Annotated in this window: 8 protein-coding genes; 5 read left to right on the top strand and 3 right to left on the bottom strand. The window is 67.9% G+C overall.

Annotated features, from left to right (window positions below):
- Positions 1-36: 36 nt before the first annotated feature.
- From K7W41_RS21735 to K7W41_RS21725, 3 genes are all read left to right on the top strand, one after another.
- Positions 37-2,127: a S8 family serine peptidase gene (locus K7W41_RS21735; RefSeq protein ID WP_224612502.1), complete on the top strand. Its 2,091-nt coding sequence runs from the start codon at positions 37-39 to the stop codon at positions 2,125-2,127.
- Positions 2,128-2,530: 403 nt separating this feature from the next.
- Complete coding sequence (locus K7W41_RS21730) at positions 2,531-2,719, top strand: hypothetical protein (protein ID WP_224612500.1); 189 nt, start codon at positions 2,531-2,533, stop codon at positions 2,717-2,719.
- 37 nt (positions 2,720-2,756) lie between these two features.
- Positions 2,757-5,027 (top strand): delta-60 repeat domain-containing protein, encoded by a 2,271-nt coding sequence (locus K7W41_RS21725; protein WP_224612498.1) that lies wholly within the window; start codon positions 2,757-2,759, stop codon positions 5,025-5,027.
- A gap of 628 nt (positions 5,028-5,655) precedes the next feature.
- On the opposite strand, the gene K7W41_RS21720 is transcribed toward K7W41_RS21725, so the two are convergent.
- The 3 genes from K7W41_RS21720 to nirB form a co-directional block, all read right to left on the bottom strand.
- Positions 5,656-6,489, bottom strand: coding sequence for a uroporphyrinogen-III synthase (locus K7W41_RS21720; protein ID WP_224612496.1), 834 nt, complete (start codon positions 6,487-6,489; stop codon positions 5,656-5,658).
- Entirely contained in the window at positions 6,468-6,827 is a 360-nt protein-coding gene (nirD, locus tag K7W41_RS21715; RefSeq protein ID WP_224612494.1) for a nitrite reductase small subunit NirD, read from the bottom strand. Before nirD ends, K7W41_RS21720 begins: the two co-directional genes overlap by 22 nt.
- 61 nt (positions 6,828-6,888) lie before the next feature.
- Positions 6,889-9,456 carry a nitrite reductase large subunit NirB gene (gene nirB, locus K7W41_RS21710; RefSeq protein WP_224612492.1) on the bottom strand — a complete coding sequence of 856 codons (2,568 nt, stop codon included), beginning with the start codon at positions 9,454-9,456 and terminating at the stop codon, positions 6,889-6,891.
- Between the two features lie 238 nt (positions 9,457-9,694).
- Between nirB and K7W41_RS21705 the strand changes: the two genes are divergently transcribed.
- Both K7W41_RS21705 and K7W41_RS21700 read left to right on the top strand, forming a co-directional pair.
- Positions 9,695-11,785 (top strand): molybdopterin oxidoreductase family protein, encoded by a 2,091-nt coding sequence (locus tag K7W41_RS21705; RefSeq protein WP_224612490.1) that lies wholly within the window; start codon positions 9,695-9,697, stop codon positions 11,783-11,785.
- Between the two features lie 54 nt (positions 11,786-11,839).
- Positions 11,840-13,120 (top strand): MFS transporter, encoded by a 1,281-nt coding sequence (locus K7W41_RS21700; RefSeq protein WP_224612488.1) that lies wholly within the window; start codon positions 11,840-11,842, stop codon positions 13,118-13,120.
- Positions 13,121-13,258: the final 138 nt, after the last annotated feature.

Here is a 13,258-nt window from a genome sequence, read left to right as displayed (position 1 = left end):
CTGCGGCCCTTTTTTCTTCACAGTGAGGCTTCAATAATGCGCAAGAACCTTCCGCTGACCCTGGGCGTGCTCGGTCTGACCGCCATGCTCGCCGCCTGCTCCAACCAGTCTGCCCCCGTGGCCACCGCTCCTGCCGCCGCTGAGCAGCAGCTTGCCCGCATCGGCAACCTGCAGTACGTGCAGAACGAAGTGGTGGTGGGCTATGACACCGAAGCTGGCCTGAGCGCCGCCGTCAAGGCCATGGGCGGTGAACTGGTCCGCACCATCCCCGAAATCAAGACCGCACTGGTTCGCGTCTCTGGCGACGCCATGAAGCTCACCAGCCGCGCCAAAGTGGACGGCGTGCGGTACGCCAGCGTGAACCCTGTGGTGATCCCCGACCGCGGGGCGCCCACCATCACCAACAGCAGCCTGGCCCCCCAGGCCGCCAACGCGGACCAGGTGTTCGACGTGCTGCCCCAGTACGCGCTGGACCCCCGGCACCTGAACGCCAAGGCCGCCTGGGACAAGGGTCTGACCGGTAAGGGCGTGCTGGTGGCCGTGATTGACGACCCGGGCGACGTGACGCACCCCGACCTGGCGCCCAACTGGGCGGGCAAGGCCTTCGATCCCCGCCAGAACAAGGTTTACACCGACGGTCAGGCGTGGAAGGACTACTTCAAGAAGCCCGAGAACTCGCACGGCACCTTCGTGGCCTCCAGCATTGTGGCGGCCAAGAACGGCAAGGGCATTGTGGGCCTGGCGTACGAAGCCAAGTGGATGCCGGTCGTGATGTTCAACCCCGGTGGCTACTCCAGCTTCGAGATCGCGCTGGGCGCCGTGTGGGCCACCAACAACGGGGCGCGCGCCATCAACAACTCCTGGGGCGGCGGCCTGAGCTTCGGTCCGGTCAAGGATGCCTTCGACTACGCCATGGCCAACGGCACCACTGTCGTGGCTTCCATGGGCAACTCCTACCACGACGAGTTCCAGTACCCGGCCGCCCTGCCCGGTCTGATCGCTTCCGGCGCGCTGGACGCGAGCAACCGCAAGGTCACCTTCAGCACCAGCGGCCGTCACATCTCCACGGCGGCCCCCGGCCAGGACACCATGCTGGTCAACCCCACCTGGCAGGACACCAACCCGGAAGGCGGGTACGCCCTGATCTCGGGGACCTCGTTCTCCTCGCCGTACACCACGGCGGTGGCTGCACTGATTCTGCAGAAGTGCCCCGCTGCCACCCCCTACCAGGTGCGCCGCGTGATGGAAATGAACGCGGACGGCAGCATCGGGACCAACCCCAACGGCTTTGACCGTGAAACCGGCTGGGGCCGCCTGGACGCGGGCAAGATCGCCCAGAACCTCACCGACTGCGCCGCGCTGCCGGCCAAGGGCGCCAACGTGCTGATTGATGTGGACTACATCAGCAACTCCAACGGCGTGCAGACCGGTATCCTGGGTGACGTGATCCTGCGCGGTCAGGGCATGCGCGCCGGGGCCAGTGACGACCCCACCCCGCTGTACCTGAGCCCCACCGACAACAACGGCCAGGCCCGCTTCAGCGAAATTGCCCCTGGCACCTACGACATCTACGTGGCTGGCCCCGACCTGAGCACCACCGGTGGCAAGACCGAGGACCGCGGCACCTTCATTGGGACCCTGACCGCCACCAGCGGCTCGACCTACTACCGCCCCGACGAGAAGCGCGTGATCGTGCCTGCCGGCGTGGTGAACCTCAACCCCACCGATCCTTACGAGCCCAACGATGACATGGCCAGCGCCAAGACCATCGCCTACGGCCAGACCACCCAGACGGCCTACATCTACGGCAAGCCCCGCGACTTTGACTACTTCAAGTTCACGGGCGCAAGCGGCGATCAGATCAAGGCGGAGATGCTCGCGGCGGCGCAGCTGGGCGGCCAGCTGGATTCCTTCCTGTCCCTCGTCGACAGCACCGGCAAGGTGCTGGCCACCAACGATGACCGCGGCACCCCCCGCATCGACAGCGACTCGGAAATCACCTTCACGCTGCCGGCCGCTGGCACCTACTACCTCGTGGCCACCAGCTACGAAATTGCCAGCAGCGCCACCACCACCGACGACAGCCCCTTCAACAAGTACCAGCTGAAGCTGTCCAAGACCAACTAACCCCAGCACTGAGCCCCGCTTGGTTCACGAAGGCCCCGAACTATCGGGGCCTTTGGTCTGTTCGGGGGGTGAAGACTGGCAGACGTGACCCTTCTGCCAACGTCAGAAGGCTTCAGGTCAAGCAGGGGGTGTTTTAAGGATGCTGCTACCAAGCGAAGAGTGAAGGGATTCACGAATCGTGCTGCGGCAGCGTCTTGGCACAATGGGTGCCTATGAGGCCTCGCGCGAGCAGTGAAACAGAGACCCGCGCTGAGGTCTTCCAAACAGCACTTTTCTGCGTCCTCGGGGTGCCTTAAGCGTTGGAACAGGCCGGCCCGCTTCCGGGCCTGGCGCTGTGTCAACCGGCGGTGCCCGGCCTGTCAGATTCGGGGAAGCCGCGAGCCGTTAAGCTGCGCTTCATCCTATGACAACGCCTGAGACGAGCTGCTCCACGCCGGCCCCGGTGTCCACGCCCACCCGTGTCTACGAACCCCCGCGCCTGGAGCCCCTGGGCCGGTGGGAAGTGACTACTCTGGCCCAGAGCGTGCCCATCGGTCCTGGCCCCGGTCGCCTGCCGCTGCCGGGTGTTGGCACCGAAGACACCACCTTCTAGCCGCTTCCCTGACGACCCCCCTTCTAAGGAGCCCCCCATGCGCCGCACCCTGTCCGCTGCCCTGCTGCTCACCGCCGTGCTTACCGCCTGCGGTCAGCCCAACGCGACCGTGCAGCCCCCGGTCCCCGCCCCCGTCGCCACCACTCCGACGGCCCCATCCCGCTCGCTGGGCCGCATGGAAGTCACCTTCAGCGGCGTGGGCACCCTGTTCTACGCCACCAGTGTGCGGCCCGTGGATGGTGGCCTGAGTGGTCAGGCGCTGACCGTGCAACCAGCTGGCCTGCAACTGCGCTTCAATTCCAAGGGCAGCTTCGATGTGGGCATGGCCGGGACAGGCACCCGGTACCTGTACGCCACCTACGACGTGCGCAACGCGACGGCCGATGGGGTCACCGCGTTCCCAAGAGCACGGAGCAACCTGACGTTTATGGCCGTGGACGCCAGCACCCCGGCCACGATTGCCGGTTCCGCCGTGCGCAACCTCAAGCGCCTTGACGGGTCGCCCGCTGACCCCACCCTGGTAACCCGGATTCTGCCCGTGCACGGCATGATGCAGGGGAATGGCCAGCCTGAGGTGAACCCCAATCAGGCGGACTTTATGGCGTTCACCGAAGCCGAGGCCAGCAGTCTGGGCCTGCCAAGTGGTGTGAGGGGGGTGCTGCCGTACGGCTACGTGGTGCGCAGCAAGGTCAGCACGGCCAACCGCACCCTGGCGGCGAACCCAGCCCCAGATCAGTTCGACGGGCAAATCACCTTCGCAGTCAAATTGCCGCTGCAGGCCGACCCACAGCATGATCCATACACCTTCTCGCTGGTCTTCGAGATCGTGGAAGACACCCAGACCCGGGTGGCCAAAACCGCGGAAGAGACCAAGGCGGCCGCGCAGAGTCGGGCCGCGGCGCTCGCTGCAACCCAGGTGGATGCCGACACGATATGCAAGGTGCGGGTCACCGGCACGGCGGGCAGTCCCACCAGCACGCTGACGGGGCTGGGGATCTCGGCCGCCGCGCCGGGGGCCCTGGATGCCTGCTTTGGGAGTGGTGGGAAGGTCTTCACCCCGAGCTCCGGCGGAGACGTCGCCGTCGCCCTGCAGGTGCAGCCTGATGGCAAGCTCGTGGTGGCAGGGTCGACGGGCGATCCACGTGCCGCGACGGGGCTTGACAGCTTCCTGATGCGGTACAACGCGGACGGCACGCTAGACGCCACATTCGGCAGTGGGGGCAAGGTCATCACGGCGGCGGGCCCAACCAACAGCCATGATTTTCCCAACGCCCTGCAGATGCAACCCGACGGCAAGTTGGTGGTGGCGGGGTACACCACCAATTCGGGCGGCGCAACGGGCGATGACAGCTTCCTGGTGCGGTACAACGCGGACGGTTCGCTGGACCCGACCTTTGGCAGTGGTGGGAAGGTCATCGCCTCTGTGGGGGGCACCAGCAGCCATGACTCAGCCAACGCTCTTCAGGTGCAATCCGACGGCAAGCTGGTCGTCGCGGGATACACCACCAACGTAGGTGGCACGACGGGCCAGGACGTCTTCCTGGCTCAGTACAACGCGGACGGCACGCCGGACGCCACCTTTGGCAGTGGGGGCAAGGTCATCACGGCGGTGGGCCCGACCAGCAGCAGTGACTCAGCCTACGCCCTTCAGGTGCTCCCTGACGGCAAGCTGGTCGTCGCGGGGAACACCGCCAATCAGGGCGGCACAACGGGCAATGACGTCGCCCTGGCGCGGTACAACGCGGACGGATCGCTGGACCCGACCTTTGGCAGCGGTGGGAAGGTCATCACCCCCGTGGGGGGTACCAGCAGCCAGGACTATGTCTTTGCCCTCCAGGTGCAATCCGACGGCAAACTGGTCATCGCGGGGTACACCACCAATGTGGGTGGCACAACGGGCAATGACAGCCTCCTGGTGCGGTACAACACGGACGGCTCGCTGGACCCGACCTTTGGCAGCGGTGGGAAGGTCATCACGGCGGTGGGCCCAACCAACAGCACGGACGATATCAGGGCCCTCCAGGTGCAATCCGACGGCAAACTGGTCATCGCGGGCCGCACCACCAATGTGGGCGGCACAACAACCAATGACATCGTCCTGGTGCGGTACAACGCGGACGGCACGCTGGACCCGACCTTTGGCAGCGGTGGGAAGGTCATCACCTCTGTGGGGGGCTCGACCGACAGCATGGACTATGCCAACGCCCTGCAGGTGCAACCCGACGGCAAGCTGGTCGTCGCGGGGCACACCGCCATTACCGGCAGCGGGGTGGGCAATGTCGTCGCCCTGGTGCGCGTTCAGCCGTAACTGCCTCTCCCTCTGGGGCCCTGGGGCCAGCCATGAAGGGGATGCGTACGGAAAGCAGCGCTGTGCTGCCACTGACGGACACGGACCCCCGGTCAAACCGCCGGGGATCAGCCCAGGAACTAACCCTGAAAGCCGGCGTGCCCAGTTGACGTCCCTTCTCCCCCCGGCCTGCCACCTGTCAGGTCGGATCTGAATTCCAGCGGGACACGGTCAAGCCGTGAGCGGGAAATTCTGGTGTAATGCTCGCGGCACCCCGACCTGCAAATCGGCTTTATGACCAGACCAGCCGCCCCAGTGGGAGGTGTTTTAAGGAAGCTGCTACGAAACGTAAAGTGGCGAATTTCCTCTGTAGGACGCGACAAGCGATGATTCAGCTCGAAAGTTGGAAGTGCCGAATATGACGAGAGCGCTGGCACTTCGGGCCTAGCAAGCCACTTTCTACCTGGTCTGCCTCTAGAAATGCCCAGGCGGCACCTGAAGAAAGTGCCGACACTGCCTGGAATAGGTACTTTTTCAGGTCCTTGCTTGTGAAAACATTTCACTTTGCACTTGGTAGCAGCTTCCTTAAAACACCCCCAAGCAGGGCGGCGCTCCCCTTCTGAGGAGCGCCGCCCTGCTGCGTGACCGCTTAGCCCGCTCGCGCCAACCGCTGCGCAATCAGACCGGGGGCGTGTTCTGCGGCCACGCGCACCAGAATGCCCATCTTGTGCGGGTTCGCTTCCAGATCAATGCGCAGACCCAGGTCGGCGGCGGCCTCGCTGCAGGCCGGGCCGATGCTCACCACCACCAGCCGGGCGAGCCCCGCGCGCGCCTCAGCCAGCAGGCCCAGTTTCTCGGCGTATTTCAGGAAATGCAGCAGCTGGGTCCCACTGGACAGGAGCAGGATGTCTGGGCCGCCCAGCACCACATCCCGCACCGCGCGGGCCAGCGGGCCGGTGTCCTGCGGAAAGGCGCAGCGGTACACCGGAATGCTGGTCACGCGAATGCCCGCCTCGCCCAGTTCCCGCCGCATGGCCAGGGGCAGGGCCTCGCCGTATTCCAGCACCACCGCGTGCTGCCCGCGCGTCAGGGTGGCCAGCAGGTGCTCGGTGACTTCATGCCACGTGCAGGGCTTGGGCACCAGGAGGCTGGGCAACCCAAACGCCTTGAGTGCCTGCGCGGGTTTGCTGCCCCGGGCAATCAGGGGCAGGTTTCGCAGGGCGTCCAGATGTTTCGGGTCCCGGGCGGCCAGTTCCTTGAGGAACATGCGGGTGCCCACGCCGGTCAGGCAGGCCACCGCGTGAATGTCACCGGCGTTCAGGTCCCGCTCAAAGGCGGTCAGGGGGCCACTCAGGTCCAGTTTGACTTCCCGCATGCTGGGCGCCACCTGCGGCGTGCCGCCGTACTTGCGGATCAGGGCTTCCATTTCTTCGCTGCGGCGGGATTCCAGACTCAGGACGTTCAGATGGGCGAACCAATCCATACGTCACCTCCTTCAAGGCGGGTGGCATACACAGGCAGGCGCACGCCTGGGTCGTCCAGGCTCTGCCCTGTGGCCAGATCGAAGCGGTGTTTCAGCAGCGGAGACGCGACGGTGTAACGCAGGGCCCCGCCCTGCACATCGCTGCCGGTCAGCCCGCGCGACAAGACGTTGGCGCCCGTGAACGGATCGCGGTTGGCGGTGGCGTACAGGGCGCCTGCCACCCGGAAGACCGCCACCTGCACGCCGCCAACCAGGGCGCAGACACCGCTGCCGGGCAGAATGTCGCTGACAGAGCACACGCGCGTCCAGGGCAGTGGGGGAGAAGGCAAGAAGGTCATGGGCGCTCCTTGGGCCAACGGTGAGCGTTGATGGTCAACGTGGCGTCAGTGGAACCGGGCATCAGTCACCCCCGTGCAGGGGCAGTTGGGGCAACCCGCTCAGGATGTCGGGCAGCTCGGCTGGGCGGATCTGGCCGCGTTCATCCACCCACACCACCCCGTCGTCCCGCTCTTCGGCGTTGACGAAAGTGCGGAAGCGGGCGCGCACCCCAGGATCAGCCAGGGCCGCAGCCCACTCGTCCTGATACGAGGCAATGTGGCGGGCCATGTCGGCTTCCAGTTCGGCGCACAGCCCCAGGTGGTCATCCACAATCACGCGGCGCAGGTACGCCAGGCCGCCGTCCAGCCCCTCCAGCCACGCCGAGGTGCGCTGCAGGCGGTCTGCCGTGCGGACGTAGAACATCAGGTACCGGTCGAGGAGCCGCACCACCTCGTCCTCGCTGAGCCCTTCGGCCAGCAGCAGGGCATGTTTGGGGGTCACGCCGCCGTTGCCGCCCACGTACACGTTCCAGCCATGTTCCGTGGCAATCAGGCCAAAGTCCTTGCTGCGCGCCTCGGCGCATTCGCGCGTGCAGCCAGAGACCCCACTTTTCAGTTTGTGCGGGCTGCGCAACCCCCGGTAGCGCAGTTCCAGCCGCACCGCCAGCCCGGTCGAGTCCTGCACGCCGTAGCGGCACCACGCCGACCCCACACAGCTTTTCACGGTGCGCAGGCTCTTGCCGTAGGCGTGCCCGCTCTCAAAGCCCGCCGCAATCAGGTCCTCCCAGATCAGGGGCAGGTCGTCGCGGTGTGCGCCCAGCAGGTCAATGCGCTGCCCGCCGGTCAGCTTGCAGTACAGGCCGTACTTCTGGGCCACCGCGCCGATGGCCATCAGGCCGGCGGGGGTGATTTCCCCGCCCGGCACCCGCGGCACCACGGAGTACGTGCCGTTCTTCTGAATGTTCGCCAGAAAAGCGTCGTTCGTGTCCTGCACGGCAGCGTGAGCGGGGCTGACCACCAGTTCGCCGTGCAGGCTGGCCAGAATGGAGGCCACGGCCGGCTTGCAGATTTCGCAGCCGTGCCCGCTGCCGTGGGCGGCCAGCACCTCGTCCCAGGTGCGGTGGCCGCGCACGCGGATCAGGTCAAACAGTTCCTGGCGGCTGTGGGCGTAGTGCCCGCACAGGTGATTGGTCACCACCTGCCCCAGGCGGCGCAGTTCCGTCTGCAGCAGGCCATGCAGGGTGGGCACGCAGCCGCCGCACCCGGTGCCCGCGCCGGTGCAGCGCTTCAGGCCAGCCACATCCCGCGCGCCTCCTTGCACCGCCGCGCAGACGGCGCTTTCACGCACGTTCTCGCAGGAGCACACCAGGGTATCCGCCTGGGGCAGCGCCCCGGAGGCCGGCAGGGCCGGCACCAGCAGGGTTTCGGGCGGCGCCGTGAGCGGTGTGGCCGACAGCGTGAGGTCCAGCAGTTCGCTGTACCGGGCAGTGTCCCCCACCAGCAGGCCGCCCAGCACCCGAGAGCCGTCCTCGGCCAGCACCAGTTTGCTGTAGGTGCCGCGCACGTTGTCACTGAGGGACACAGTGCGGCAGCCCGGCGTCTGGCCGTGGGCGTCACCGAACGACCCCACCTCCACGCCCAGCAGCTTCAGCTTGGTGGACAGGTCTGCACCCTGAAACAGGGCGGGCGCGGTGTTCAGCAGCCCCAGGTCGCGCAGGAGGTTGGTGGCCACCACGGCCGCCATGCGGTACCCCGGCGCCACCAGGCCATAGGTGCGCCCAGCATGCGCGGCGCACTCGCCCGCCGCATAGATGTGTGGGTCCGAGGTGCGCCCCAGATCATCAATCTTTACGCCGCCGCGCTCCCCCAGCGCCAGCCCAGCGGCCCGCGCCAGGTCATCGCGGGGCCGGATGCCGGCCGAAAACACAATGAGGTCGGCCGGCAGGTGGTCATCGGCAAAGCGCAGGCCCGTGACCCGGCCAGCCCCGTCGGTGGTGATGGCCTGCGGCGCGCGGCCGGTATGAACCCCGAGCCCCATAGCCTCCACGGTGCGCCGCAGGGCCGCGCCGCCTTCGCTGTCCAGCTGCGCGGGCATCAGGTGGGGCGCGGCCTCCACCACATGGGTCTGCAGCCCCAGTTTGCGCAGGGCGCCCGCCGCTTCCAGCCCCAGCAGGCCTCCGCCGATCACCACGCCCGTGTGGGCGGTGTGGGCGGCGGCGCGAATGGCGTCCAGATCCGCCAGGGTGCGGTACACGAAACAGCCCGCTGCGTCCCGGCCCGGCAGGGGCGGCACAAACGGCACGGAACCGGTGGTGAGCACCAGGGCGTCGTAGTGCAGCGTGAGGTCGCCCACGGCCACTGTGCGGGCCGCCGGGTTCAGGGTGTGGGCGCGGCCCCAGACCACGGCCACCTCCAGCACGGCGTAGTCGTCGGGGCTGGCCAGGGCGAGGTCTGGGCGGGGGTCATCGAACTGACGCGACAACTGCACCCGGTCGTAAGCGAGGCAAGGCTCTTCAGAAATAACAGTCAGCCGCATCGTCTGGGCAGCGGCACCTTCGCGCAGGCGCTGCACCAGGCGGTGACCCACCATGCCGTTGCCCACAACCACGACGTGGGGCAGAGAAGCCGCAGAGAGAGAAGGGGTGAACATGTGCAACCTCCCAGAACAGGGCGCAGGCACAGCGGGAAAGACGAGAGAAGACCCAGTGCCTGCTGCGCCCCAGTTAAAGGCTCATGCTGAAAAATGTCAACAAAAATATAGACGGGAAGCAAACTAAGTGTAGTTATTCCTAGCCTCTGCCCCAAAATCCTGCTCAAAACCAAAAAATACTCGAACACTTTGCAAATTTGGCCTTGACATCCCTGGCCCTGCCCGCCAAGGTGGCGGCATGGTTCAGAGGCCCCCTTTTTCTCCGACGGTCCGCACCACCTGCCCGTACTGTGCGGTGCAGTGCAACTTCGACCTGCACCTTGAAGGTGGCCTGCCGGTGCGCGCCACCCCCACCAAGGCCTGCCCGGTGGCCCACGGCACGGTGTGCAAAAAGGGGTTGGCCGCGCTGAATGATCTGCGCCACCCCGAGCGCCTGACCACACCGCTGCTGCGGCACCGCGGTGAACTGGTGCCGGTGGGCTGGGACGACGCCCTGGCCTACGTCGAGTCCGCGCTGGGGCCGCTAATGCGTGCCGCGCCGGAACGAACCGGTGTGTTCGGCAGTGGGGCCCTCACCAATGAAACCGCCTACCTGCTGGGCAAGTTCGCGCGGCTGGCGCTGCGCACGCCCAACATTGATTACAACGGGCGGTACTGCATGGCCAGTGCCAGCGCGGCCCTGACCCGCACGCTGGGCTACGACCGGGGCCTGGGGTTTCCTCTGGATGACCTGCCCCGCAGCGACCTTGTGCTCCTCGTGGGCGCCAACATCGCCGAAACCCTGCCCCCGCTGGCGCAGTACCTCAAGGCCAGCAAGGACCGGGGCGGCGCGGTCTGGGCCATTGATCCGCGCGCCACCCCCACCGCCAAAGTCGCTGGGCACCACCTCGCCCTGCAGCCGGGCACCGATGGCCTGCTGGCCCTGGGGCTGCTGCACCTGATGGACCGCTGGGGCCGCCTGCAGCCCACCGCCCCAGCGCACGGCGTGGCGGCCGTGCTGGCGCAGGCGCAGGCCTACGACCCGGCGCGGGTGGCGCGCGCCTGCGGCGTCCCTGAAGCCGAGGTGCTGCGGCTGGCCCGCGCCTACGCCGAGGCGCGCACCCCCCTGATCCTGACGGGGCGCGGTCCGGAACAACACCTGCACGGCACCGATACGGTGCAGGCGTGGCTGAACCTCGCGTTCCTGAGCGGGCATGTGGGCAAAGCGGGCGGCGGCTACGCGCCGCTCACCGGCCAGGGCAACGGCCAGGGCGGGCGCGAGCACGGCCAGAAGACCGATCAGTTGCCCGGTGGCCGCTCGCTGCGCAGCCCCGTGCACCGCGCCGAAATCGCGGCCCTGTGGGGCTGCGCGCCCCAGGACCTGCCCGCCCCGGGCCTGAGTGCCCAGGAGCTGCTGACCGCCTGCGGCACGCAGCTGGACGCCCTGGTGGTGCTGGCGGCCAATCCGGCGGTGAGTGCGGCGGGGGCCGGACAGGTGGCCCAGCACCTGCGCCAGTTGCGCCACCTGATTGTGATTGACGTGCTGCCCAGCGAGACCGCGGCCCTGGCCACCCTGGTCCTGCCAGGGTCCATGTGGTGCGAGACCGAAGGCACCACCACCAACCTGGAGGGCCGGGTGCAGCGCCGGCGCCGGGCCACGTGGCCGCCGGGCGCCGCGCGCGAGGACTGGCGCATTCTGTGCGACCTGGCGCGCGCCGCAGGGCAGGACCAGGGCTTCACGTATCCCCACTTTCAGGCCCTGCAGGATGAATTCTTTCGCGCCACGGCCGGGGGCACCGCCGACTACAGCGGTCTCAGCGCGCAGCGGCTGGACGAGGAGAGCGTGCAGTGGCCGGTGCCCTCGGCGCAGCGGCCCGGGACCCCGCAGACCTATGCCCCGCCGTACCCCACGGCCGACGGCCTGGCCACCCTGCATGTGCCCCAGCTGCCAGAGCCGCCCCACGCCCCGGGCACGCTGCACCTGACCACCGGGCGGCTGGGCGCGCAGTACCAGAGTGGCACGCAGTCCCGGCGCAACCCTGCGCTGAAGGCCGACTTCGCGGTGCAGCTGCACCCCGACACCGCCCGCGCCCACGGCCTGCGTGCGGGCGACCGCGTGCTGCTGCGCACCGCCCACGGGCAGGCCCAGGCCCCGGTGGCGCTGGCGCCCGGCCTGCGGCCCGACACGGTGTTTGTGCCCTTTCACTGGCCAGACACCGCCAATCTGCTGACCGATCCGCAGGCCCTGGACCCCCACTCGCGCATGCCCGGCTTCAAGCTCACAGCGGTGCAGCTGCTACCGCTGCGCCAGCCGCTGCCTGTGCCGCCGCCGGGCGTGGCGCTGTTCTAATCCCCCCTGTCCGCGTCGCCCTCTTCGCCCCCCCACCCTGCACAGGAGGTTGCCATGTCCACCCACCCCACGCCTGCGCCCGCCCCTCTTTCCTCAGCCACAGTCCCCTCCACCGCAGGGCCCTCTGCTTCTGGGCCCCTCAGCCCCGACGCCCGGCGCGTGGTGACGGCCGCCACCAGCGGCTTTACGCTGATGTTCGCCGTGTGGGTGATGTTTGCCATCGTGGGGCTGCCCATTCGTCAGGCGCTGGGCCTGTCCGACGCACAGTTCACCCTGCTGAGCGCCATTCCGGTGCTGACCGGCTCGCTGCTGCGCCTGCCCGCTGGCCTCTGGGCCGACCGCTATGGGGGCCGGCGGGTGTTTGTGGCGGCGCTGGGTCTGACGGCGGCCTTTGCCCTGGCGCTGGCCTATGCCCAGACCTATCCCCTCCTGCTGGCGCTGGCCCTGGGGGTTGGGCTGGCCGGCGTGAGTTTCGCGGTGGGCAACGCCTGGATTGCCCAGTGGGTGCCGGCCGGGCGCCTGGGGCTGGCCCTGGGCACCTTCGGCGCGGGCAATGCCGGCGCCAGCCTGACCAAGCTGCTGGCGCCTCTGCTGGTGGCGGCAGTCCCGGCCGGCTTGCTGGTGCCGGGAGGCTGGCACTTTGTGCCCTTCGTTTTTGGGCTGCTGCTGCTTGGAGCCGCCGCCCTCACCCTGCGCCTGGCCCCGGCGGACCGGGCCGCCCCCACGGGCCGCACCCTGGCCGACTGGCTGCGGCCCCTGCGCCGGGTGCAGGTCTGGCGCTTCGGGCTGTACTACGTGGTGTTTTTTGGGGCTTACGTGGCCTACAGTCTGGTGCTTCCCAAATACTATGTGGATCACTACGGGGTGCCGCTGGCGCAGGCGGGGCTGCTGACGGCGCTGTTCATCTTTCCAGCCAGCCTGCTGCGGCCCCTGGGCGGCTACCTGTCAGACCGCTTTGGACCGCGCGGGGTCACGGTGGCCTCGTTTCTGTGCATGGCGGCTGGTCTGCTGCCGCTGCTGCGCGACCTGCCCCTGGCGCCCTTCCTGGCCCTGACCACCCTGGTGGGGGCCGGCATGGGCATTGGCAAGGCCAGCACCTACGCCCTGGTGGCGCAGTGGCACCCCGGGCAGATGGGCGTGGTGGGGGGACTGGTGGGCATGCTGGGCGGCCTGGGCGGCTTTGCCCTGCCGCTGCTGTTCAGCGCCCTGAAGCCAACCCTGGGCCCCCAGGTGGCCTTTGTGCTGCTCTTTGCCCTGACGCTGGGCGCGGGCGTGGTGTTTGTGGCCAATATGGTGCGCCTGAAAGTGCTGGGGGTGCAGCCGCAATACGCCTGATAAGAGTTCCGGTTCATCCGTTATCCCATAACCGATGAACCCGACCGGAGGGAGCAGGAAAAACGGTGACGGAGCGGCGTGGACGCACCGCAGCGACGCGGAGGGGCTGGAACGGATTATCCGGAATCCGTATGAGAC

Source organism: Deinococcus multiflagellatus, from assembly GCF_020166415.1.
Lineage (GTDB): Bacteria > Deinococcota > Deinococci > Deinococcales > Deinococcaceae > Deinococcus > Deinococcus multiflagellatus.
The sequence above is the reverse complement of the archived record's forward strand: the minus strand, read 5'-3'. Positions and strand labels throughout refer to the sequence as shown.

Coding starts and splice junctions, on each gene's coding strand:
- K7W41_RS21735 (WP_224612502.1), top strand. CDS start 37: ATGCGCAAGAACCTTCCGCTGACCCTGGGCGTGCTCGGTCTGACCGCC.
- K7W41_RS21730 (WP_224612500.1), top strand. CDS start 2,531: ATGACAACGCCTGAGACGAGCTGCTCCACGCCGGCCCCGGTGTCCACG.
- K7W41_RS21725 (WP_224612498.1), top strand. CDS start 2,757: ATGCGCCGCACCCTGTCCGCTGCCCTGCTGCTCACCGCCGTGCTTACC.
- K7W41_RS21720 (WP_224612496.1), bottom strand. CDS start 6,489: ATGGATTGGTTCGCCCATCTGAACGTCCTGAGTCTGGAATCCCGCCGC.
- nirD (WP_224612494.1), bottom strand. CDS start 6,827: ATGACCTTCTTGCCTTCTCCCCCACTGCCCTGGACGCGCGTGTGCTCT.
- nirB (WP_224612492.1), bottom strand. CDS start 9,456: ATGTTCACCCCTTCTCTCTCTGCGGCTTCTCTGCCCCACGTCGTGGTT.
- K7W41_RS21705 (WP_224612490.1), top strand. CDS start 9,695: ATGGTTCAGAGGCCCCCTTTTTCTCCGACGGTCCGCACCACCTGCCCG.
- K7W41_RS21700 (WP_224612488.1), top strand. CDS start 11,840: ATGTCCACCCACCCCACGCCTGCGCCCGCCCCTCTTTCCTCAGCCACA.